Source organism: Planococcus soli (genome assembly GCF_016881065.1).
Taxonomy (GTDB): Bacteria; Bacillota; Bacilli; order Bacillales_A; family Planococcaceae; genus Planococcus; species Planococcus soli.
This window is the reverse complement of the sequence record NZ_WXYN01000022.1, coordinates 208,360-228,485: the sequence shown is the minus strand read 5'-3', so window position 1 is coordinate 228,485 and position 20,126 is coordinate 208,360. Positions and strand designations below refer to the sequence as shown.

General features: G+C 44.0%; 18 protein-coding genes. 5 read left to right on the top strand and 13 right to left on the bottom strand.

Annotation, left to right across the window (positions count from 1 at the left end; genetic code table 11):
• Window positions 1–43: 43 nt before the first annotated feature.
• Both GJB59_RS12340 and GJB59_RS12335 read right to left on the bottom strand, forming a co-directional pair.
• Window positions 44–1,471, bottom strand: coding sequence for an anion permease (locus GJB59_RS12340; protein ID WP_142828388.1), 1,428 nt, complete (start codon window positions 1,469–1,471; stop codon window positions 44–46).
• 249 nt (window positions 1,472–1,720) lie between these two features.
• The gene (locus tag GJB59_RS12335; RefSeq protein WP_142828387.1) at window positions 1,721–2,479 is read right to left on the bottom strand and encodes an SDR family oxidoreductase; all 759 of its coding nucleotides are present in this window, start codon (window positions 2,477–2,479) and stop codon (window positions 1,721–1,723) included.
• Window positions 2,480–2,667: 188 nt separating this feature from the next.
• On the opposite strand from GJB59_RS12335, the gene GJB59_RS12330 reads away from it, so the two are divergent.
• Window positions 2,668–3,255, top strand: coding sequence for a TetR/AcrR family transcriptional regulator (locus GJB59_RS12330; protein WP_244946839.1), 588 nt, complete (start codon window positions 2,668–2,670; stop codon window positions 3,253–3,255).
• Between the two features lie 64 nt (window positions 3,256–3,319).
• Here GJB59_RS12330 and GJB59_RS12325 read toward each other — a convergent pair whose 3' ends face one another.
• The 4 genes from GJB59_RS12325 to GJB59_RS12310 form a co-directional block, all read right to left on the bottom strand.
• Entirely contained in the window at window positions 3,320–3,961 is a 642-nt protein-coding gene (locus tag GJB59_RS12325; RefSeq protein ID WP_142828386.1) for a class F sortase, read from the bottom strand.
• Window positions 3,933–4,733: a DUF4397 domain-containing protein gene (locus GJB59_RS12320; RefSeq protein ID WP_142828385.1), complete on the bottom strand. Its 801-nt coding sequence runs from the start codon at window positions 4,731–4,733 to the stop codon at window positions 3,933–3,935. The genes GJB59_RS12325 and GJB59_RS12320 overlap by 29 nt, the downstream gene beginning before the upstream one ends.
• A 405-nt stretch (window positions 4,734–5,138) precedes the next feature.
• The gene (locus GJB59_RS12315) at window positions 5,139–5,798 is read right to left on the bottom strand and encodes a reverse transcriptase-like protein (RefSeq protein ID WP_142828384.1); all 660 of its coding nucleotides are present in this window, start codon (window positions 5,796–5,798) and stop codon (window positions 5,139–5,141) included.
• A 131-nt stretch (window positions 5,799–5,929) separates the two neighbouring features.
• Entirely contained in the window at window positions 5,930–6,586 is a 657-nt protein-coding gene (locus tag GJB59_RS12310; RefSeq protein ID WP_142828383.1) for a potassium channel family protein, read from the bottom strand.
• Window positions 6,587–6,728: 142 nt separating this feature from the next.
• Between GJB59_RS12310 and GJB59_RS12305 the strand changes: the two genes are divergently transcribed.
• Entirely contained in the window at window positions 6,729–7,649 is a 921-nt protein-coding gene (locus tag GJB59_RS12305; protein WP_142828382.1) for a PhzF family phenazine biosynthesis protein, read from the top strand.
• A 134-nt stretch (window positions 7,650–7,783) separates the two neighbouring features.
• Here GJB59_RS12305 and GJB59_RS12300 read toward each other — a convergent pair whose 3' ends face one another.
• The 4 genes from GJB59_RS12300 to xylA form a co-directional block, all read right to left on the bottom strand.
• Complete coding sequence (locus tag GJB59_RS12300) at window positions 7,784–8,785, bottom strand: Gfo/Idh/MocA family protein (protein ID WP_142828381.1); 1,002 nt, start codon at window positions 8,783–8,785, stop codon at window positions 7,784–7,786.
• Window positions 8,786–8,867: 82 nt separating this feature from the next.
• Window positions 8,868–9,851: an aldo/keto reductase gene (locus GJB59_RS12295; RefSeq protein WP_142828380.1), complete on the bottom strand. Its 984-nt coding sequence runs from the start codon at window positions 9,849–9,851 to the stop codon at window positions 8,868–8,870.
• 79 nt (window positions 9,852–9,930) lie between these two features.
• Complete coding sequence (xylB, locus tag GJB59_RS12290) at window positions 9,931–11,430, bottom strand: xylulokinase (RefSeq protein WP_142828378.1); 1,500 nt, start codon at window positions 11,428–11,430, stop codon at window positions 9,931–9,933.
• A gap of 30 nt (window positions 11,431–11,460) precedes the next feature.
• Window positions 11,461–12,783: a xylose isomerase gene (gene xylA, locus GJB59_RS12285; protein ID WP_142828376.1), complete on the bottom strand. Its 1,323-nt coding sequence runs from the start codon at window positions 12,781–12,783 to the stop codon at window positions 11,461–11,463.
• Between the two features lie 209 nt (window positions 12,784–12,992).
• Between xylA and GJB59_RS12280 the strand changes: the two genes are divergently transcribed.
• Window positions 12,993–13,628, top strand: a complete 636-nt coding sequence (locus GJB59_RS12280; RefSeq protein ID WP_142828374.1) for a YesL family protein — start codon at window positions 12,993–12,995, stop codon at window positions 13,626–13,628.
• An 18-nt stretch (window positions 13,629–13,646) separates the two neighbouring features.
• Here the strand turns inward: GJB59_RS12280 and GJB59_RS12275 are convergent, their stop codons facing one another.
• The 3 genes from GJB59_RS12275 to GJB59_RS12265 form a co-directional block, all read right to left on the bottom strand.
• Window positions 13,647–14,468, bottom strand: coding sequence for a carbohydrate ABC transporter permease (locus GJB59_RS12275; RefSeq protein ID WP_142828372.1), 822 nt, complete (start codon window positions 14,466–14,468; stop codon window positions 13,647–13,649).
• 13 nt (window positions 14,469–14,481) lie between these two features.
• Entirely contained in the window at window positions 14,482–15,360 is an 879-nt protein-coding gene (locus GJB59_RS12270) for a carbohydrate ABC transporter permease (protein WP_142828370.1), read from the bottom strand.
• Between the two features lie 95 nt (window positions 15,361–15,455).
• Complete coding sequence (locus GJB59_RS12265) at window positions 15,456–16,757, bottom strand: extracellular solute-binding protein (RefSeq protein WP_142828368.1); 1,302 nt, start codon at window positions 16,755–16,757, stop codon at window positions 15,456–15,458.
• Window positions 16,758–17,124: 367 nt separating this feature from the next.
• Between GJB59_RS12265 and GJB59_RS12260 the strand changes: the two genes are divergently transcribed.
• Window positions 17,125–18,327: an ROK family transcriptional regulator gene (locus GJB59_RS12260; RefSeq protein WP_142828433.1), complete on the top strand. Its 1,203-nt coding sequence runs from the start codon at window positions 17,125–17,127 to the stop codon at window positions 18,325–18,327.
• Between the two features lie 181 nt (window positions 18,328–18,508).
• On the top strand, window positions 18,509–20,122 hold the full coding sequence (locus GJB59_RS12255) for a glycoside hydrolase family 43 protein (protein ID WP_142828366.1): 1,614 nt from the start codon (window positions 18,509–18,511) through the stop codon (window positions 20,120–20,122).
• Window positions 20,123–20,126 lie beyond the last annotated feature (4 nt).

The following is a 20,126-nucleotide window of genomic DNA, read 5'->3' as shown; positions in this document are numbered from 1 at the left end:
ATGCCGCACGCTCCTTTGTGTTCTTTAGTTTTCTGCAGTCGATCTACCAGAGACCCAATAGTTTCCACCATAATCCGCCTGCACCCATCCAAACTACGATATGGATCAGTGAAATGATAAAGCCCAATTGCCACCATTTCTGCTGGCTGACATAGCCGCTTCCAAAAAAGACGGGGGCTGGACCGGCACCGTAATGCGTTAAACACCCGAACAAGTTGCTGAAAAAAGCCAAAATGAGCGCCGACAATAACGGCGGGGCTCCTGCTGCTACAATTACCGACAGGAAAGCTGCGTACATGGCACTGACGTGTGCCGTATTGCTGGCGAAAAAGTAGTGCGAGTAAAAATAAACAATCGCCAAAATGATCAAAGTCGGCATCCATGACAACTGGTTTACGGAATCCTGCATCAGTCCGCTAAACCACGGAATCATGCCCAGAACATTTAAGTAAGTTGCCATCATTACCAGCACAGCAAACCATACCAATGTATCCCATGCGCCTTCTTCTTTCTTAATATCCGACCAGGTTAACACTTGTGTCAGCAACAAAACACTCAAGCCCACAAAAGCACTGGTAGTGGCACTGATTCCAAAGTTCTCTCCAAAAATCCAAAGAACAAGCAAAAGAACGAATACACCGATCATGTATTTTTCTTCGCGCTTCAATGGTCCCATCTCTTTGAGTTTTTGTGTTGCTATGGCAGTAGCTTCTGGCGTTTCTTTCAATTCAGGCGGGTAAAGCTTGTAAATCACTAATGGAATTAGAATCAGGCTGATCAATCCCGGTACCAGTGCCGCTAATGCCCAGCCGCCCCATGTGATGGTTACTCCCGTAATATCCTGGGCGATTTGGACAGCTAAAGAATTGGCCGCCATCGCAGTTACAAACATAGCTGATGTAATCATATCTCCCTGGAAAGACACTTTGGTCAGAAACGCGCCGACTCTCCGCTCGGTTCCGTCTTCCACTCTTGAATCATAGGTTTCGGACAGTGAACGGATGATCGGGAAAATGATTCCGCCTGCCCGTGCAGTATTTGACGGCATGGCCGGAGCCAGCACAAGGTCACTGAATAGCATCGAATAGGACAGCCCCAGTGTTTTCTTTCCGAACATCCGAACAAAAACGTAAGCAATCCGCGTCCCCAATCCTGTTTTGATAAATCCACGCGAAATGAAGAAAGCAATGACGATCAACCAAATGGTCGTATTCTGAAAACCGCTGAGCGATTCTTCGAGCGTCAACGTATTTGTCAAAACGATCACTGTCAAGGCAAATATAGCGGTGCTGCCCATCGGAACCGGTTTGATCACCAGACTCACGATGGTTGCGACAAAAATACTGAACAATTGCCACGCTTCGGCTTCAAGTCCGGAAGGCGGCGGTATAAACCATAAAACAAGACCGATTGCTATAACGATAAACAATTCACGCCATTTTACTTCTCCCTGTTGTTTGGCAGCAGACATGTTATCTCTCTCCTTATATAGAGAACTTTTCAAAGCTCTCTTGTTGGTATGGTCTAAAAAAGAAGAACTGGCATAGTAGACAATACCACGATTGAAGAAACGACCGCAATTTTTCATTCCTAATCTTTTGTATTTTTTCTTTGTGCGCTTTTGGGTCCTTGCTTTCTTCCAAACAGTTCCCCCTCATGCACTGGCATAACCAAAAAAATTCCGCTGCATAAATCTATGCAACGGAATTTCAATAAGTTTTTAATATGCAGTCCAGCCGGCATCAGCAGTTATCACTGTGCCATTCACAAAACTTGAATCGTCAGAAGCCAGGAACAACGCGACTTTAGCGATTTCCTCTGACTTGCCATTGCGCGGGTTCAAGGCTAAGCCAGCCTGTGTACGGCCCATTCCCATTTCGCTGATGGATGTCATGGATGAACTGATATTGGTTTCCACGCCGCCTGGTGCGATAGCGTTGCAGCGAATGCCTTGTTTTGCATACATGAAACCGGTGTTTTTCGTAAACCCGACAACTGCATGCTTAGAAGCGGTATAGGCAGCTCCTGCGCGAGCACCATATAATCCACCAGCTGAGGCGATGTTAATAATGACGCCTTTGTTCTTCTCCAGGAAAATCGGTAATGCTTTACGTGTTGAGCGCATGACGCTCATGGTGTTAATGGAAAAAATGCGTTCCCATTTGGCGTCTTCAATTTCTCCAGCCGGCTCAAAATTATCCATGATGCCGGCGTTGTTGACCAGAATATCCAAAGTTCCGTATTCACTTACCGCTAAATCGATCATTGCTTCGATTTCCTGAACGTCGCCAACATTGGTTTTAACAGCTTTTGCAACGCCGCCATTTTCTGTGATGCCCGATGCCACATTTATTGCACCTTCTTCATTGATATCCGAAACTATCACTTTAGCACCTTCATTAGCATAAAGCTCAGCAATAGCTTTTCCCATACCGGATGCTGCCCCTGTTACGATGGCTACTTTTCCTTCAAGTTTCATTTTATAAGTCTCCTATTCTATCAATTATTTTGACTTGCGAGAGAACGCTCCCATCTATACACTGTCAGTATATTGGCCTATACTTTAGTTATCAATCAACAAATTCCTGCCAGAATGTTGAAAAACGATCAGTGAGATTTGATTTTGTGCAATCCCGAAAAAAAAATAACGAAAGCGAGGTCTTGCTGGTGAAAAAAGACCGAAGAATCGATAAATCGAAAAATGCATTGAAAGATGCATTGATCTTGCTAATGGAGGAAAAAGAATTCAAGAGCATCACCATCACAGAAATTGTCCATTTGGCGAACTTGAATCGCGGGACGTTCTATAAGCATTACCCGACACAAGAAGAACTGTTGAATGAACTGATCGAAGATGTTTTATCAGACCTTGTCAGCTCTTACCGAGACCCTTACATAACAGTCCCGAATTTCGATGTCGGCAAACTATCAGCTTCTTCTGTGAAAATTTTTGATCACGTTGAACGCTATGCCCGCTTTTATACCATTACCATTAAATCCAATGTACTTCCCGGTTTTCAGAATCGCATCTGCCAAGTATTGAAAGAGTTGATCCAAAGTGACTTGAGCAAGCTGATGCCAAATCCGAAGATTGACCGCAGCCTGCTCAGCAGCTACAATGCCTATGCTTTGTTTGGCCTGATCATTGAATGGGTGAATGGCGGATTTATATTCAAGCCTCACCAAATGGCAGATCAGCTAGTCGGCATTTTGACTTACCAGAGCATAAAAGACACGGCAAATGAAGCCAATTGACGTTTTAACATAGAAAGACGCTCTGATTGTTCCTCTTGCAGGAACAATCAGAGCGTCTTTTCAGTTATTCTTCAATGAGACTTGCATAAACTATCAATCGTTCTTCCCGTGTACCTCGATCAAAATCATAGGTGCCTGAACAGGTGATCAGGACCAGCTCGGGAGATGAAGTATAGCCAAAGACCTTTGAAATATCCGCCAAGTCAAGCGGTACCGATTCCATCGTATGGACTTTGAATTTCAAGGTCCTGTCTTTGTCCTGCACCACTACTTCATCCCCTAATTGAAGTTTAGAGAGATCCCAGAAAATTGCTGGACCTTCTACCCCATCAACATGTCCGGCAATAACTGCACGGCCATTTTCGCCCGGCTTGTATCCTGGAGAAAACCAACTGACGTCTTCAATGTTATCCGGCACCGCCATTTCACCATTCTCTGTGGTTCCCAAATGCTGGACTTGTGCTTCCAGGCTAAGTGCAGGGATCTTTAGAGATGTCGGCTGTATGCCTGAACGTTTTAATCCGTTGATCGGATTTTCGGTTGGAGCCGGCTGCTGAATATTGACTGCAGCCGGTTCATCCAGTGTAAATCCTACGTTTTCAGATCGAACACTTACTTCATCTTCTACAGGCTGCTGGCAGCCAGCCAATAAGATAATGGCCAGCAACACCCAAAGCTTATTGTTGAAAACGTTTTTTCCAGACAAGAGTGCTGGCTCCGATTAGGACCAGGGCTCCACCCAATAACAACCAGATAGCCTGTGATTGGTCAGGAGTTCCAAGACCTGTAGTCGGCATGCCATCCGGTGATCCGGCTGCTTCGTAATCGACGAGCGCGATCACTTCCAGTGAATCCACTGTGTTTACGGCAAAGACGCTATAAACCGTATCTGCAGCCAATTCAGTACCTTCCAATGGCAATACTTGTGTTCCATCCGGCAAGCGGATTTCCAAATCATACGTACCTGCATCCAGCTCTGCATAATCCGTAATTCCGGGGAATTCTGCTCCACTGAACACTGCGTCTCCACCAATTACACCTACATCAACTGCCGGTGCATCCGGAGACAAATGTCCAACACGGACTTTCGTTTGCCCTTCTGTTACTTCCATTGAATCTTCCACAACCACAAATTCAATCGATTCCAGCAAGTTGGCTGCAGCAACTGTATAGGCTTTACCGGCTTCTACAGCTAAATCCGCCTGCAGTACGCCTTCACCCGCTGCATATTCTGTTCCGCTTGCAAAAACTTCTACATCATGTGTTCCGGCCGGTACTTCCAAATAGCCCGAGTCGGCTTTGAAAGGTACTTCTTCAAGAGTTAAATCTCCATTTACATAAACATCGACAGCAGGCGCATCCGGCGAAGCATGAACCACTCTGACTTTAGCAGTATGGCTATCTGCCATAGCTCCCGAGGCAAGCAGCGAAAACACAAGGGCCAAAGCAACAGAGAATGAAACTAAAATTTTCTTCATTTTTCCCTCTCCTTTATGTGTGTAATTTTTGCACAAGTATTGTACAACTTATTTATAACCTACAACTTCCAATTTCGCAAGTAATAATCCGACTATTCTGATTTTTAAGCACAAAGAACTATATGTGTTGAACCAATGATTTCCGATTGCTGATATTCCACAAATCAGATTTGCTTTAGAGCCCGCAGGATGCGGGTCATGCAACTGGAGCGACAGGACGTCTTGGCAGCAACTGCCGATGGTTTGTGCCGAAATGCCGTGGGAGTCTATGCTTTTTTCTCCATATCTATTTTGAATATATTGTATTCAACTGAATCCTATCTTATAACGCTCCACTTTATAGGTCATAAAAAGACAGGATTCCTTCTTTCTATAAGGCCATATAATTTTTGCAGTTATTGCTCTTTAAGCAATAACCTCAGCTGCAGCTGCTATTTTAATTCCATTCATTGCTTGTGTCGCCAACTTATCGGCTTCTGCATTGGCTTTACGGGGTATTGAATTATACTCTGGCTGAATGCCCATTTCAGCCATTTTCTTCTCAATCCGGCTGATCCAAGGAGTCAGCTGTTCTTCGGTAACCGGCCACTCATTGGTCATGCCATTTATGACAATGCGGGAATCTCCGAGAAAGCGGACCGGAAGATGATGGACCTCGAGGTACTCCAGTTCCTGCAAACAAAAATACAGGGCCGCATATTCCGATTCGTTATTGGAAATGAGGCTATCAAAAGTTGTATTTGCCTTCAGACGATAGGATTTGCCATTTTGTTCATAATAGATGACACAGCCAAGACCCGCTTTGCGTGTCAGGCGTTCGTAACCGCCATCAAAATAAACCACTACATTATGCGGTTCGGTTTCAATTCCCTTCAAATAAGCTTTCATTTCCTTTACAGTCCAGCTGCTGTCGAATCCGTCTACAAAACGAATATTTTTTGAACGCCCGGTGCGCTCCAAGTCTTCCGCAATCACCAAAGCCATTTCTGCCGGCATTTCTTCTGAAGAAAAAATAGTTTCTTGCCCTTTTGGAGTTTTGTAGCTCCACTCTATCCGGATTTTCAAGCCCCAGCCTCCATTCTCTGCAAAATGTCCAATTTCCCGTTCTTTTTATAAGCATTATTCCCGATGAATTCAGCATTAAACGGTTATTTCCAATAAAATAGCCGGCTCATAAATGAGCCGGCTTGTATTTTTTATAGTGCTTTATCTTCCAGACGCTTTAAGTCGTCTTTGTGCCCCATGATAATCAGTACATCCCCTTGCTCGACCATGTCATCTACCGCTGGAGCAATATTGACATCTTCCAACCTTTTGATTGCCAGGACGATGCAATTGAAATCCACACGAATGTTAAGATCGACCAATGTTTTATTGGCCATTTTGCCGGAAGCCACCAGTTCGATAATGCTGTAGTCATGTGAAAGGTCTATATAATCCACAATTTTTTCCGAGTCGACATGATGGGCAACTCGAATTCCCATTTCTTTTTCAGGCTGGATAACACGATCCGCACCGACTTTATGCAGAATTTTCTCATGCTGCAAATCGCGTGCCTTGACCCATACCTTCGGCAGACCAAGCTCTTTCAACATCAATGTACATAAGACGCTGGCTTGGAGGTTATCTCCGATTGCTACTACTGCATGTTCAAAATTCCTGACCCCTAAAGATTTCAATTGGTTTTCATCTGTCGCATCTGCGATAACGGTAAAAGCCGCATAATCTCTTAAGGCATCCACTTTTTCCGGATCTGTATCTATAGCCATGATTTCATGCCCCAGGCTATGCAGCTCTTTGCAGACACTGCTGCCAAAACGGCCTAATCCGATGACCACAATCTGTTTTTTCACGCGCTTCCCTCTTTTCTGTTTCACCTTCATCTTACTTTATTCTCAAATTGGCTCGATTGCAATTAAAGGTGTTGGACTTTTCTGCAGGTAACTGATACAAAGAAACTATAAAGTCTTACAATTCAAAAAAAGGAGGTTGTCTATGCAAACTTTGAAGTATACATTAGTCGACGTTTTCACTACTCAATCTTTTGGCGGCAATCCGCTGGCCGTATTTCATGACGGTTCAGGATTGGATTCGAAAACAATGCAGCAGATTGCCAACGAACTGAACTTATCGGAAACAGCATTCATCTGTCCTCCCAAGAGACAGCAAAATCAAATCAGTCTCCGGATTTTCACCCCACAGGTGGAATTGCCGATTGCCGGCCATCCCACGATTGGAACAGCTTTCGTCATGGCTTATCTAAAAATGCTTCCTTCTCAGGACAAACTGACCAAATGGACCATCGAGGAGGGTTTGGGAGACATCGCTGTAACTGTCTATAAAGACGGAGAAAAAATCAGCAAAGTTGAAATGATCCAGCCTTTGCCTATTTTTGGTGAAACACTGACAGGGCAAGCACTTGTTGCTGATTTACTGTCGTTGCCGAAAAGTGAACTGGATACCCGCTTTCCTATTCAAACGGTCTCATCCGGCCTGCCCTTCCTGTTTGTCCCTCTCCGCTCCCTGGCCGCTATGAGAGAAATAAATTTTCGCATGGATGTCTGGGAACGCCATTTCAGCGGCGATCGCGACCGCCAGCATATTTTTGCCTTTACAACAGAAACAGAACACGAAGAATCCACTGTACACTGCCGAATGTTCGCCCCTGCCATGGGCATACCGGAAGATCCGGCAACCGGCGCTGCCGGTGGTCCTCTTGGGGCATTCCTTGTTGAGCATGGTGTCATCAAAAACCGCGAAGATGGAAGCTATTCCATCCTCAGTGAACAAGGCATTGAAATGGGCAGACCCAGTTTTATCGATATCTCCATTACCAAGAAAAAACAAAAATACGAAGAAGTTAAAATTGGCGGCACTGCGATTGTCATCGGACAAGGCGAACTCTATGTTCCTTAAATTTTGTATACCTAAACTGATCTGCATCAAAAATAAGTTCACACATTTTTCAGCTTCCTCAAAAAGCATAAGAATCACTAAAACAGTTGCAGGCTTCTGACAGCCTGCAACTGTTTTAATGTTTTTTATAATGACTAGTTTTTCGTCTCTACATCGATCTTCAGGCCAGTTCTCAACGATTCGTAGCAAGCGTCAATTACCCGCATATTCTTGATTGTGGCGTCGGCTGTAATGGCCGGTGATGAATCCAGCAAAATCGCATTGGAAAAATTCTCGATTTCCAGCCGGTAAATATCCCCTTGCACTTTTTCTTCTCGTACTTCCCGTTCTTTTTGAACAAGGATAATCCCTGTATTGTCATTAATATCCGGACGGAAGGCAAAGGGCACTTTAATCGTTCCCTCAGTGCCGACCAGCTCGTATTCATTTCTGCTGATCATCTCGAAGCTGCAGTCGAACAAGGCATGGACTCCATTGCTCATCTTCATGTGGACGATTCCAGTCAGATCGATTCCTGTAACCGGATCGATCTCCCCTTGCGCTACGACTTCCACCGGCTCGGCATCTGTCAGATAGCGGATTGCTTGTATGGCATAGCATCCAACATCATAGATGCTCCCACCGCCCATTGCCTGATCCATTCGGATATCGCTTGAGCGATTCTGCAAATAAAACGAATGGCTCGATTTCACCAACTTGATTTCACCAATTTCGCCTGAAGCGACAATTTCTTTTACACGTGCATGCTGCGGGTGCAATTGATACATAAATGCCTCCATGAATTTAACGCCATGTTCAAGGCAGGCTGCAATCATTTCTTCTGTTTCGGCTTCGCTTAGGGCAAAGGGTTTCTCGCAAAGGATGTGTTTGCCTTTTTGTGCCGAACGAATCACCCATTCTTTATGCAAATGATTCGGAAGCGGGATATAGACTGCATCAATTTCCGGATCGTCCAGCAGTTCTTCATAACTTTCATAAGCTCTTGGTATATTTAATTCTTGAGCTGCGGCATGCACTTTGCTGGTTCGGCTGGCTATCGCCAAGATTTCAGCATTGTCAGCGCGCCGAATTGCTGGAATTACTTGTGTTCTGCCAATATGTGCTGTACTCAAAACACCCCAACGAATTTTTTGCATCCTGTTCTCCCCTTTTTGAAATCTTCGAGTATCAAACAAACCGCTAAGAAAGCATTGCTGCCTTTTAGCGGTAAGACTCTTTTTAATAAACGCCTCTTATTTCCGGATGCACTTTCCCTTTATAGAATTTCGCCAATTGATCCAACTCTTCAGGCGAAAAATCCTTTGCATCAAGCGCCTTCAAGTTGTCTTCTGCCTGCGAAACATTTCGGAATCCCGGAATTACCGAAGTGATGGCTTCCTGCTGCAAGATCCATTTTAAGGCGGCTTGTGTACGATTGCCCCGTCCATCTGCAATCCATGCAAGCTGATCGCTTAATTCCACACCTTTTGAAAACTCTACCCCTGCAAACGTTTCTCCGACATTGAATGCCTCCCCGTCACGGTTAAAGTTCCGGTGGTCGTCTGACTCGAATTGCGAATCCACTTTGAATTTGCCGGTTAATAATCCACTTGCCAGCGGCACACGGGCAAGTATTCCGACATTCTTCTCCAATGCTTTCGGAAGGAGCTCTTCCAGCGGTTTTTGGCGGAATAAGTTGAAAATCACCTGCAGACTGCTGACATTCGGATTTTCAAGGCATAGGAGCCCTTCCTCTACTGTTTCCACACTGACGCCGTAAGAACGGATCTTCCCTTGTTCTTTCAGTTTATCCAGTACTTCGAAAACACTGCCGTCTTTCAGAATTTCCATTGGCGGACAGTGAATCTGATATAAGTCAATTTGCTCACGTCCAAGACGCTTCAGGCTTGCTTCGGCATAGTTTGAAACCTGTTCCATTGAGTAGGTTTGCGGGTCGTGAATATCTCCTGCCCGGCAAAACTTGGTGGCGATATGGATTTTGTCGTGCTTTCCTTTTGTCGCTTTGCCCAATAGTTCTTCGCTGTGCCCATCACCGTAGACATCTGCCGTATCAAAAAAGTTTACCCCATTGTCCATGGCGTATTCCAATGCTTTCAGTGATTGTTCATCGTTGGTGTTGCCCCAAGAACCGCCGATTGCCCAAGTGCCAAAGCTCAATTCGCTTATTTTCATCTCTGTATTGCCAAGTTGACGATAATTCATTATTGCTCACCTCTTTGTTAAATTTGGTTTTCTTTACAGAAAAAACCTCAACTATTTAGTTGAGGTTTTATGGAGTCGACTACTTGCGGAATTCCAAAAGCCTGATATTCAAATCTTTGGTTTTCCCGTAAACTTCTTGATAGATTGGAAACAGCTTTCTGTACGTCTGCACGTTTTCTTTTATCGGTAAATAGTGCTGTTCTTCCTGCAAAAATGCATCTGCGCATTCTTGCAGTGTTTGGAACCAAGAGCAGCCGAAAGCTGCCAGCATTGCTGCTCCCATACCCGGTCCCTGCTCACTTGTGAGACGGATGATTTTGGCATCAAAAATATCTGCCTGCATTTGAAGCCATTCTTCATTTTGTGCGCCGCCGCCGATGGATACAATCGTATCGATCGTTTTGCCGCTTTCCCGGAAAATTGAGATTGATTCGTTTAAAGAAAACGTGATTCCTTCCAGAACTGCACGCGCAAAATCTTTCCGGCGATGTGAGCCGTCCATGCCGATAAAACTGCCGCGAATCGCAGCATCTGCATGTGGTGTTCTTTCCCCAACAACATAAGGTGTAAACACCAATCCATTCGATCCAGCAGGCACACTATGAATATCGGCCAACAGTTCATCGAATGATGCTTCCGGAGCAAAGGCCTCTTTAAACCAGGACAAGCTGTAGCCTGCTGCTAAAGTTACCCCCATTGTGTAAAAGGCACCGGGTGCTGCGTGGTTGAAATAATGAACCTTGCCATCAAAGTCCTTATCTCCTCTAGCCTCATAAGATAACACGACACCTGACGTTCCGATGCTGCACAAAGTTTTGCCTTCTTCTAAAATTCCTGCACCGATAGCTCCACAAGCATTATCTGCACCGCCTGCAAAAACACGGGTCGAGGGGGCAAGCCCTGAAACTTCAGCAAATTCTTTTGTAACAGTACCTACTTCATCGTGTGAGTCTACTAATGGAGGGCACATATTAACATCAAGTTCCAATAAATCGCAGATTTCCCGGCTCCATTGTTTGCTTGAGACGTCCAACAACAATGTTCCCGCTGCATCTGAAAACTCCATTTCCCGCTTGCCGGTCATCTTATAGCGCAAATAGTCTTTCGGCAGCACAAAGGATTTCACCTTCCCAAAAAGCTCAGGCTCATTTTTTTGAACCCAGAGAATTTTCGGCAATGTGAAACCTTCCAATGCCGGATTTTTTGTGATCTCCAGCAGGCGTTCCTTTCCGATCACATCATAAATCTGTTGGCATTGGGCTGTTGTCCGAGTGTCATTCCACAGAATAGCGGGACGCAATACTTTGTTATCGCTGTCCAGCAAAACCAGTCCATGCATCTGCCCTGAAAAGCTGATGCCTTCAATATCTTCTTCATTTACATCGAAAGCACTTAACAATTCCTTTAAACCAGCGGCTGTCTGCTCTACCCAATGCTGTGGATCTTGCTCGCTGTAGCCATTTTTTTCATGAATCAATGGATATGATTTTGAAATGCTTTTGGCAACATTTCCTTGCTGATCCACTAATAGGATTTTTACAGCACTTGTTCCCAAGTCGACGCCAATTACATATTTCATAAAGTCAGCTCTCCCAGCCTGAAAAATTTCTTATTTAGCGAAAGCTTGCAGCAAGTATTGGTTGATGGTTGCTTTGATTTGCTCAAGACGCCCAGATTGTTGCTTAATGTCGGTAATGCCGAACGCGTAGTCTTCGAGTTGGTGGAAGTCTGTATTGCCATTGACGATATCCAATCCGATGCCGTTTGTATAGGTTTCGTAGCGCTTGCTTACTACATTTTCAAGAACTTTATCGTCGATCAGCTGTTGAGCCACTTTCAAGCCGACAGCGAAAGCGTCCATTCCTGCGATATGTGCATGGAACAAATCAGCTTGCTCGAATGATCCTCTTCTTACTTTTGCATCAAAGTTCAAACCGCCGCGGCCAAGCCCGCCGTTTTGAAGAATTTCGTACATTGCCAATGTTGTAGACCAAAGATCAGTTGGAAATTCATCGGTATCCCAGCCCAATAGCGGATCTCCCTGGTTGGCATCAACCGAACCGAGCATGTTGTTGATGCGAGCATAATGAAGCTCATGTTCGAAGGTATGGCCAGCCAGTGTGGCGTGGTTTGCTTCGATATTAAATTTAAATTTATCATCCAGCTTGTAGCTTTGCAAAAATGCATGTGCTGTTGCTACGTCGTAATCGTATTGATGCGTAGAAGGCTCTTTTGGCTTTGGTTCGATCAGGAATTGTGCGTCAAACCCGATTTCCTTCGCGTAGTCAGCTGCCATATGATAAAAGCGGCCTAAGTTATCCAGTTCCAGCTTCATGTCTGTATTTAATAGAGTTTCGTAGCCTTCGCGGCCACCCCAGAATACATAGTTTTCAGCACCGAGTTCTTTGCCAATTTCAAGCCCCTTTTTCACTTTTGCTGCTGAATAAGCAAAAACGTCTGCATGGCTTGAAGTTGCCGCGCCATGGACAAAACGCGGATGCGTAAAGTTATTGGCTGTATTCCAAAGCAATTTTGCTTTGCTGTCTTTCATGTATTCCTTGATCATTCCAACGATTTCATCCAAGTTCTTGTTGGACTCACGTAAGTTGCTGCCCTCAGGCGCAATATCAACATCATGGAAACAGAAAAATGGCACATCCATTTTTTCATAAAACTCGAAAGATGCCTCAACCCGCGCTTTGGCTAAGTCCATTCCTTTTAAATGATCCCATGTCCGAACCATGCTTCCTGCACCGAACGGATCTGAACCGTCCATCGTGAATGTATGCCAATAGGACACTGCGTACCGCAATGTTTCCTCCATCGTTTTACCATTAATTTTCTCTTCAGGGTTATAGAATTTAAAAGCGAATGGATTTTTTGAAGATGCTCCTTCAAATTTTATCTTTTCAATACCTGTGAAATGCGCCATGTTCCATACCTCCAATGTAATTTTAGTTCCAATCATATGTACCAATATTTAGACTAATTGATGAAAAGGCTTTCATTAAGGATTATAGCAAGTTATAATTAGTTTGTCTATTGGTTAAACAAAGTATTTATAATCAGATGAATGAATTTTTCTATCCAGTAAGGTATGATTTTACAGATTACTGAAATATAGGATCGAGGCGATTATCAATGAACACTGCTAGCAACTCTATTTATGTTGCGCTGGAATGGATTACACGATTGGCCTATCTTAACTTTCTTTGGGTACTATTTTCATTGCTTGGAGGCGTTCTCTTTGGATTTTATCCGGCCACTACTTCGATGTTTGCCGTATGCCGGGAATGGCTGAAAGGAAATACAGATCTTCCTCTATTTCAAACATTTTGGTCCTTCTATAAGAAAGATTTCGTAAAAAGCAACATTCTCGGTATTGCCGTTTCTGTTCTTCTTTTGCTTATTGTGCTGGATATTTTCTATATCCAGTCAAGCCCCGATCAGCAACTGAACTGGACCTATATTCCCTTGTTTGCGTTTATGCTGATTTTTACGTTTTTCTTGTTTTACCTGTTTCCGGTCTTTGTGCATTACGATATTAAAATACCGCATGTCATCAAAAACGCATTGTTTCTCATGCTGGTCAATCCAGCATCAACTGCCGTTATTGTTCTTTGTCTGGTTTCGCTGTTCTTTATCATGACACTTCTCCCAGCCCTGGCGTTTATATTCGGCGGCAGCCTGTATGCTTTTATCACCATGTGGATGGCGATGCATGCTTTTAATAAAACCCATGAAAAAGCTTCACACCAAAGGGAATCTCTCCCTTAATGTGTGAAGCTTTTTTGTTTATCCTTTTACGGCACTTGATGAAATTCCTTCAACTACTTTATTGCTGAAGAAGATAAAGGCGATAATGATTGGCAGAACGCTGATGACCAGTGTTGCACCAATCGCCCCCCAATCCGTCATGTATTGGCCGATAAAGTTTTGAATGCCGACTGTCAATGTTTTGTAGCCTTCCGAACTGATGAAGGTGTTGACAAAAACAAATTCATTCCAATTATAGATCATGTTGATAACAATAGTAGTGGCTAAAATTGGTGTCGTCATCGGCAAGATAATCTGGAAGAACATGCGATGGATAGAACAGCCATCAATCACAGCAGCTTCCTCGATTTCATGAGGCAAAGTATAGTAGAAGCCGAGCAAAATCATCAATGTTATGGGCAAATTATAAGCGGTATAGGTAATGACTATTGAAATTGGATTGTCGATCAAGTTGACGCTCAAGAACATGCTGTACAGCGGGATCAATGCCGAGTGAATCGGAATCATCAAACCGACCATAAACAAGCCCAGCACCAAGCCACTCAATTTCCATTTTAGTCTAGTGATGGCGAAAGCCGCCATACTCGCAAAAAGGACTGTCAAAATGATGGAAAGGACGGTGATCCAGACACTATTGAAAAAGTATGTTCCAATACCGCCATTCCAGACTTTTTCATAATTCTCCCATCGGAGTTCTGATGGCAAAGCAAACGGAGAACCCGCAAAAATTTCGTTATTGTCTTTTAAAGAGAATAGGAAGAGCCAGACCAGCGGCAAGATCTGAAACAACCCAACAACTATCAGCGCCAGATAAAGAAAAAAGTAACCAATGCGGCCCATTTTCGTGCCTCCTTTAATATTCGAGTTTATCTTTTGTCTCTGTCAGTTTCCGTACGATAAACGTAACAATCAAGGTGATGATCAACAGCAGGAAGCCAATGGCACTGCCGTAGCCGAAGTTGTAGTTGGAAAATGCGAGTTTGTACATATAGGAAGCCATAACTTCACTGGCGCCATTCGGTCCGCCGGCAGTCATTACATAAATCAAATCGAAATACTTAAGAGAACCCACTATTGCCAGGACAATCGTTACGCTGACCACTTCTTTGATCAACGGCAGTTTGATGCGTGTCGCAATCTGAAAAGGCGTAGCCCCGTCGATTCTGGCCGCCTCTATCAACGATTCCGGAATGTTTTTCAAGGCCGCATAATAGATCAGGATGTAGAAGCCGGCATATTGCCACAAAATCGGAACGAAAATGGCAAACAGCACAATAGAAGGATTTGCCAACCACAGCGGTGGATTTTCCACGCCGATGCTCATCAGGAAGACATTCAGGATGCCGTTTGATGGGTTGTAGATCTTTACCCACAATTGGGCAATTGCGACTGAAGACAGCAGCATAGGGATCAAGTAAATTTTACGCAGTAAATCTGCCCCTTTGATCTTGGAAGCCAATATAAAAGAAACAGTCAAATAAATGATCAAACTTAACGTGGAAAAAATCGCCAGTAAGAACGAATGGAACGCACTGTTCCAGAATAGCTTATCCTGAATTCCAGTGATGTAATTTTCTAAACCGATAAAGGTTTTCTCTCCGATTCCATCCCAATCCATCAAGCCATAATAACCGGACAAGACCAGGGGAATGAAAACGAGGATTAGGAGCAGGAGAAGAGCAGGTGCAATATAAAAAGCGATATAGAACTTATTCGACATTACTTTATTCATACGATTCAACCCCATATCTTAGAAAATACAAGGGGACATTCCTTACTTAGGATATGCCCCCTCTTTTTAATTAGATTTTCCCTTTGGAACTCTATTTATTCTGATGAAAGGGCTTCTTCATGATTTTCAGCAAACTCTTCCGGAGTGATTTCATTTCCAAAAAGGGCCTGAACAGAATCCAAGTGAACTTGAGCCACATCCGGGCTCATCTGAACATCCGCAAATAATGTAATGTTTGTTGCCCCATTCAATTCATTAAGGATATCAACATACATTTCCGGCAGATCCAAAGTTTCAGCATCCACTTTAGTGGCTGGAATTACTCCTGCTTTCGTTACAGCTTCTTCTCCCCAAGCTTTTACAAAATAAGCTGCAAAATCTTTTGCTTCTTCTTTTACTTCCGATTCTTCAGCGACAAACAGTCCAACTCCAGGACCGCCGACAAAACTGCTCGGATCTCCTTGTCCATCGACAGTCGGGAAGTTAAGATAGCCGATCGAATCTCTGAATTCCTGGGGAACACTTTCGTTAGTTGTAAAGTTTGGAAGATCCCAAGTTGCGATCAAGTACATTGGCGATTGTCCGCTCATGAACATGGATTTGGCTTCTTCGTCTGCAAGGCCGTTAAATCCATTGACAAAAGCGCCAGAGTCAACAAGTTCCTGTGTTTTAGCAGCTGCTTCAACCAGTGCCGGGTCTTCAAAAGATCCTGAACGGTCAATTGCTTTATTCAATACCTCTGCACCGCCGATTCGGTCAGCGAGATACATATACCACATAGAGCCTGTCCAAGAATCCCGGTTGCCTAAAGCAATTGGCTGAATTCCGGCATCGTTGAATTCTGCTATGGCAGTTTCAAGCTCCTCGTAAGTCTCAGGAGGTGTGATGCCCTGCTCCTCGAACATTGCCTTGTTATAGTATAAAGAAACAATGTTCAATTCCAATGGAAGTCCGTAAGTAGCTCCATCCAATGCATAAGCTTCTGTCGTTCCCGGTACAAACGCGTCGCTCAAATCTTCTTCGATTACATCATCCAGCGGTGCAAACATATTGCCGCCAACATAAGGTTCCAAAAATCCTGCTGCCCAAGTCAAGCCGACATCCGGAAGATCCCCAGATGTGGAGAGAACTCTCAATTTATCTTTGTACTGTTCGTTGCTCAATACTTCGAGGTCGACTGACACCCCTTCGTTTTCTGCTTCGTACTCAGCGATGATTTCATTTACCACATCATAATGTTTTTTCGAACTGCCTTCCGGCCATAAATGCATGAATTTTATTTCTGTATCAGATGCCCCCGATGCATCACCTGTTTCGCCGGAATCCGAGCAGCCTGTTAAAACCAATGACAAAGCAAAAGCGGATGATAGAAGTGTAAGCGTTTTCTTCTTTCCCATTTTTTCTCTCCCCCTCGTTCAAATTAGTATTACAACAATTTTCAGATTGTTGTATGCGGTTTCATTGTAGCAAAAATATTTTTGTTAGTCTAGTGGCTAAACAAAGTTTTATTTTCGTGCTAAAATGCTCTTATGACAAGCTTTATTACTCAAAAGGGAAAAATGAAGGTACAATATAAAGATATACTTTCAGCAAATTTATAACTATGTAAGTTGGCAGCAGCAATTTTACAGTTCAGTTTCCGGCTGAACCTTACCCCATTAAAAAATCCTTGTCATTGAACTTTCTCGATTTTTTTCAGGCAGTCTTCCTAATAAAATTACTTTAAAACATTCTTAAAAGATAAAGGAGTGAATAAACATGAATATTAGAGAAAATAGGACTTGGAATCATCATGTGGTAAAAGAGGGAAACAAATCCCTGGTCTTAAAAAAAATCATTAACCACTCCCCTATTTCCAGGGCAGCTGTAGCCCAAGAAGTCGGTTTAAACAAAGGCACCGTATCTTCCCTGGTAAATGACCTGCTAGAAGATCATTTGATTTATGAATCCGGTCCCGGAAAATCCAGTGGCGGCAGACGCCCCGTAATGCTGCTTTTCAATGAAAAGGCTGGGTATTCGGTAGGCATAGATATTGGAGTCAATTACCTGTTGGGCGTGTTGACAGATTTGAACGGCAATATCTGCAATGAAAAAGAAGTCATCTTTAAGAATTTAACGTATGAAGAAATTGAACTTCAGCTTTTCAATACCATCGATTATCTGATTGCCTCCGCACCTGAGAGCCCACACGGCATCATTGGCATTGGCGTCGGTGTACCGGGAATCGTCGATAACAATGGCGAGATATTGCTTGCTCCAAACCTGAAATGGAAAAACCTGAATTTAAAGCTGGTTCTTGAAAACAAATACCATTTGCCAGTCATCATTGAAAATGAGGCAAACGCAGGCGCTTATGGAGAAAAGAAGTTCGGCGCCGGAAAAGATTGCGAGCACATTATCTATGTTAGCGCAGGCATCGGAATTGGCGTTGGTTTGATATTGAATGGCTCTTTGTATAAAGGTTCAAACGGCTTTTCAGGAGAGCTCGGGCATATGACCATTCAAGTGAACGGGCCCACATGCCGCTGCGGCAATAAAGGATGCTGGGAATTGTATGCGTCTGAGCAGGCGTTGCTGACCGCTGCAGAGAAAATGAAACTTCCTTCTTTAGCTGGGAAAGAGCTGGAGCTGAGCGATCTTCTGGCACTTGCCGAACAGGGCGATCCAAAAGTGATATCCCTGTTTGAACAGGCAGGCGACTATCTCGGTGTCGGCATCAATAATATCATCAACAGCTTTAATCCCCAGCAGGTAATTATCGGCAATCGAATGGCTTCCTCCTATAAATGGCTGAACAAAACGCTGACTGATCGTGTGTCGAACCAAGCTCTGTGGTTCCAGCAAAATGACTTGACCATCTGTTTCTCAGAATTGAGTACGTTCTCAAGTGCTTTAGGCGTTTCTGCTTTTTCAATTGAAAATTTCCTTAACGTCAGCATGCAGCAAAAAGTAAGCTTGAATGTGTAAAAACATTTGATAACGCATGACGTGCCGATTTCCATTAACGGAGATCGGCTTTTTTATGCCTTAAATCTTAACTATTTCTAAAACTTAGTTTACTCATTAGACTAAGTGAGGTATGATCGTTTATAAGCTACTAACCGAACCATGTAAGCACTTACATATTTTGAATGGAGGATGAAGAATAATGAGTATAATCCAAAATCCGATTTTAACTGGTTTTAATCCCGATCCATCTATTTGCCGTGTTGGAGAAGATTACTATATTGCCGTTTCTACATTTGAATGGTTCCCCGGTGTAGGCATTTACCACTCCAAAGATTTGAAAAACTGGCGGTTGATTTCTAGGCCCTTAAATCGCTTGAGCCAATTGAACATGTCAGGCAATCCGAACTCCGGCGGCGTTTGGGCTCCTGCCTTGTCGTACAGTGACGGCCAGTTTTGGCTGATTTTTACGGACGTTAAAGTAACAGAAGGCCAATGGAAAGACTGCCACAACTATTTAGTGACGTGTGAAACAATCGATGGAGAATGGTCAGAACCTTCGTATCTGAACAGTTCTGGATTCGATCCTTCTCTCTTCCATGACGAGTCGGGAAAAAAATATTTCGTTAATATGTACTGGGACCATCGTGTCGGGCATCATCCTTTTTACGGCATCGTCCTGCAGGAATTCGATCCGGCAACGCGTAAACTTGTCGGTGAATCCAAAATCATCTTTAAAGGGACCGATATCAAATTGACCGAAGCGCCGCACCTTTACAAGATTGGCGAGTATTATTACTTGCTGACAGCAGAAGGCGGAACGAAATACGATCATCAGGCGACCATTGCCCGCTCTCGCCAAATTGACGGACCTTACGAAGTCCATCCTGAAAATCCATTGATAACTTCATGGCCATACCCAAGAATTCCGCTTCAAAAAGCCGGGCACGCTTCGATTGTCCAAACCCATACAGACGAATGGTTCCTGGTACATTTGACAGGACGCCCGCTGCCGCAGGAAGACCAGGCTTTATTGGATCCTCGAGGCTTTTGTCCACTGGGCAGGGAAACTGCCATACAGCGCTTGGAGTGGAGAGACAAGTGGCCGTATGTGGTCGGAGGCAATCAGCCGGCTTCGCAAATTGAAGGTCCCGCCATTGAAGAAGTTTCTTGGCCAGCAGATTTTCCTGAAAAGGATGATTTCGATTCTGCCAAGTTGAACAGCCATTTCCAAACGCTGCGTATTCCGCTTGGCGAAGAAATCGTTTCGTTGAATGATAAGCCTGGCCATCTCCGCCTCTATGGACGCGAATCGCTGACTTCCAAGTTCACTCAGGCGTTTGTGGCAAGGCGCTGGCAGCACTTCACCTTTACTGCCGAAACGAAAGTCGCTTTCCAGCCCACCACTTTCCAGCAAGGTGCCGGACTTGTAAACTACTACAACACGGAAAACTGGACAGCTCTTCAAATTTCCTGGCATGAGGAAAAAGGGCGCATTCTTGAACTGACAGTGTGCGACAACTTCTCCTTCTCCCAGCCGCTCCAAGGAGAAGAAATCAGCATCCCTGAACACATTGAATATGTTCATATGCGGGTGGAAGTTCAAACAAAGACCTATACGTATTTGTATTCCTTTGATGGTGAGAACTGGATCACGCTGCCGATTAAGTTCGAGTCTGCCAAACTGTCAGATGACTATATTCAAGGCGGCGGTTTTTTCACCGGTGCATTTGTCGGCATGCAGTGCCAGGATTTATCAGGTCAGCAGCAGCCAGCTGATTTCGATTACTTCGTCTATAAAGAATCAAAAGAATAAGCCC

Excerpts from the sequence above, each read along its gene's own strand:
- GJB59_RS12295 (WP_142828380.1), bottom strand. The coding sequence starts at position 9,851 with ATGAATTATCGTCAACTTGGCAATACAGAGATGAAAATAAGCGAATTG.
- GJB59_RS12265 (WP_142828368.1), bottom strand. The coding sequence starts at position 16,757 with ATGGGAAAGAAGAAAACGCTTACACTTCTATCATCCGCTTTTGCTTTG.
- GJB59_RS12320 (WP_142828385.1), bottom strand. The coding sequence starts at position 4,733 with ATGAAGAAAATTTTAGTTTCATTCTCTGTTGCTTTGGCCCTTGTGTTT.
- GJB59_RS12280 (WP_142828374.1), top strand. The coding sequence starts at position 12,993 with ATGAACACTGCTAGCAACTCTATTTATGTTGCGCTGGAATGGATTACA.
- xylB (WP_142828378.1), bottom strand. The coding sequence starts at position 11,430 with ATGAAATATGTAATTGGCGTCGACTTGGGAACAAGTGCTGTAAAAATC.
- GJB59_RS12270 (WP_142828370.1), bottom strand. The coding sequence starts at position 15,360 with ATGAATAAAGTAATGTCGAATAAGTTCTATATCGCTTTTTATATTGCA.
- xylA (WP_142828376.1), bottom strand. The coding sequence starts at position 12,783 with ATGGCGCATTTCACAGGTATTGAAAAGATAAAATTTGAAGGAGCATCT.
- GJB59_RS12275 (WP_142828372.1), bottom strand. The coding sequence starts at position 14,468 with ATGGGCCGCATTGGTTACTTTTTTCTTTATCTGGCGCTGATAGTTGTT.
- GJB59_RS12335 (WP_142828387.1), bottom strand. The coding sequence starts at position 2,479 with ATGAAACTTGAAGGAAAAGTAGCCATCGTAACAGGGGCAGCATCCGGT.
- GJB59_RS12300 (WP_142828381.1), bottom strand. The coding sequence starts at position 8,785 with ATGCAAAAAATTCGTTGGGGTGTTTTGAGTACAGCACATATTGGCAGA.
- GJB59_RS12305 (WP_142828382.1), top strand. The coding sequence starts at position 6,729 with ATGCAAACTTTGAAGTATACATTAGTCGACGTTTTCACTACTCAATCT.
- GJB59_RS12255 (WP_142828366.1), top strand. The coding sequence starts at position 18,509 with ATGAGTATAATCCAAAATCCGATTTTAACTGGTTTTAATCCCGATCCA.
- GJB59_RS12340 (WP_142828388.1), bottom strand. The coding sequence starts at position 1,471 with ATGTCTGCTGCCAAACAACAGGGAGAAGTAAAATGGCGTGAATTGTTT.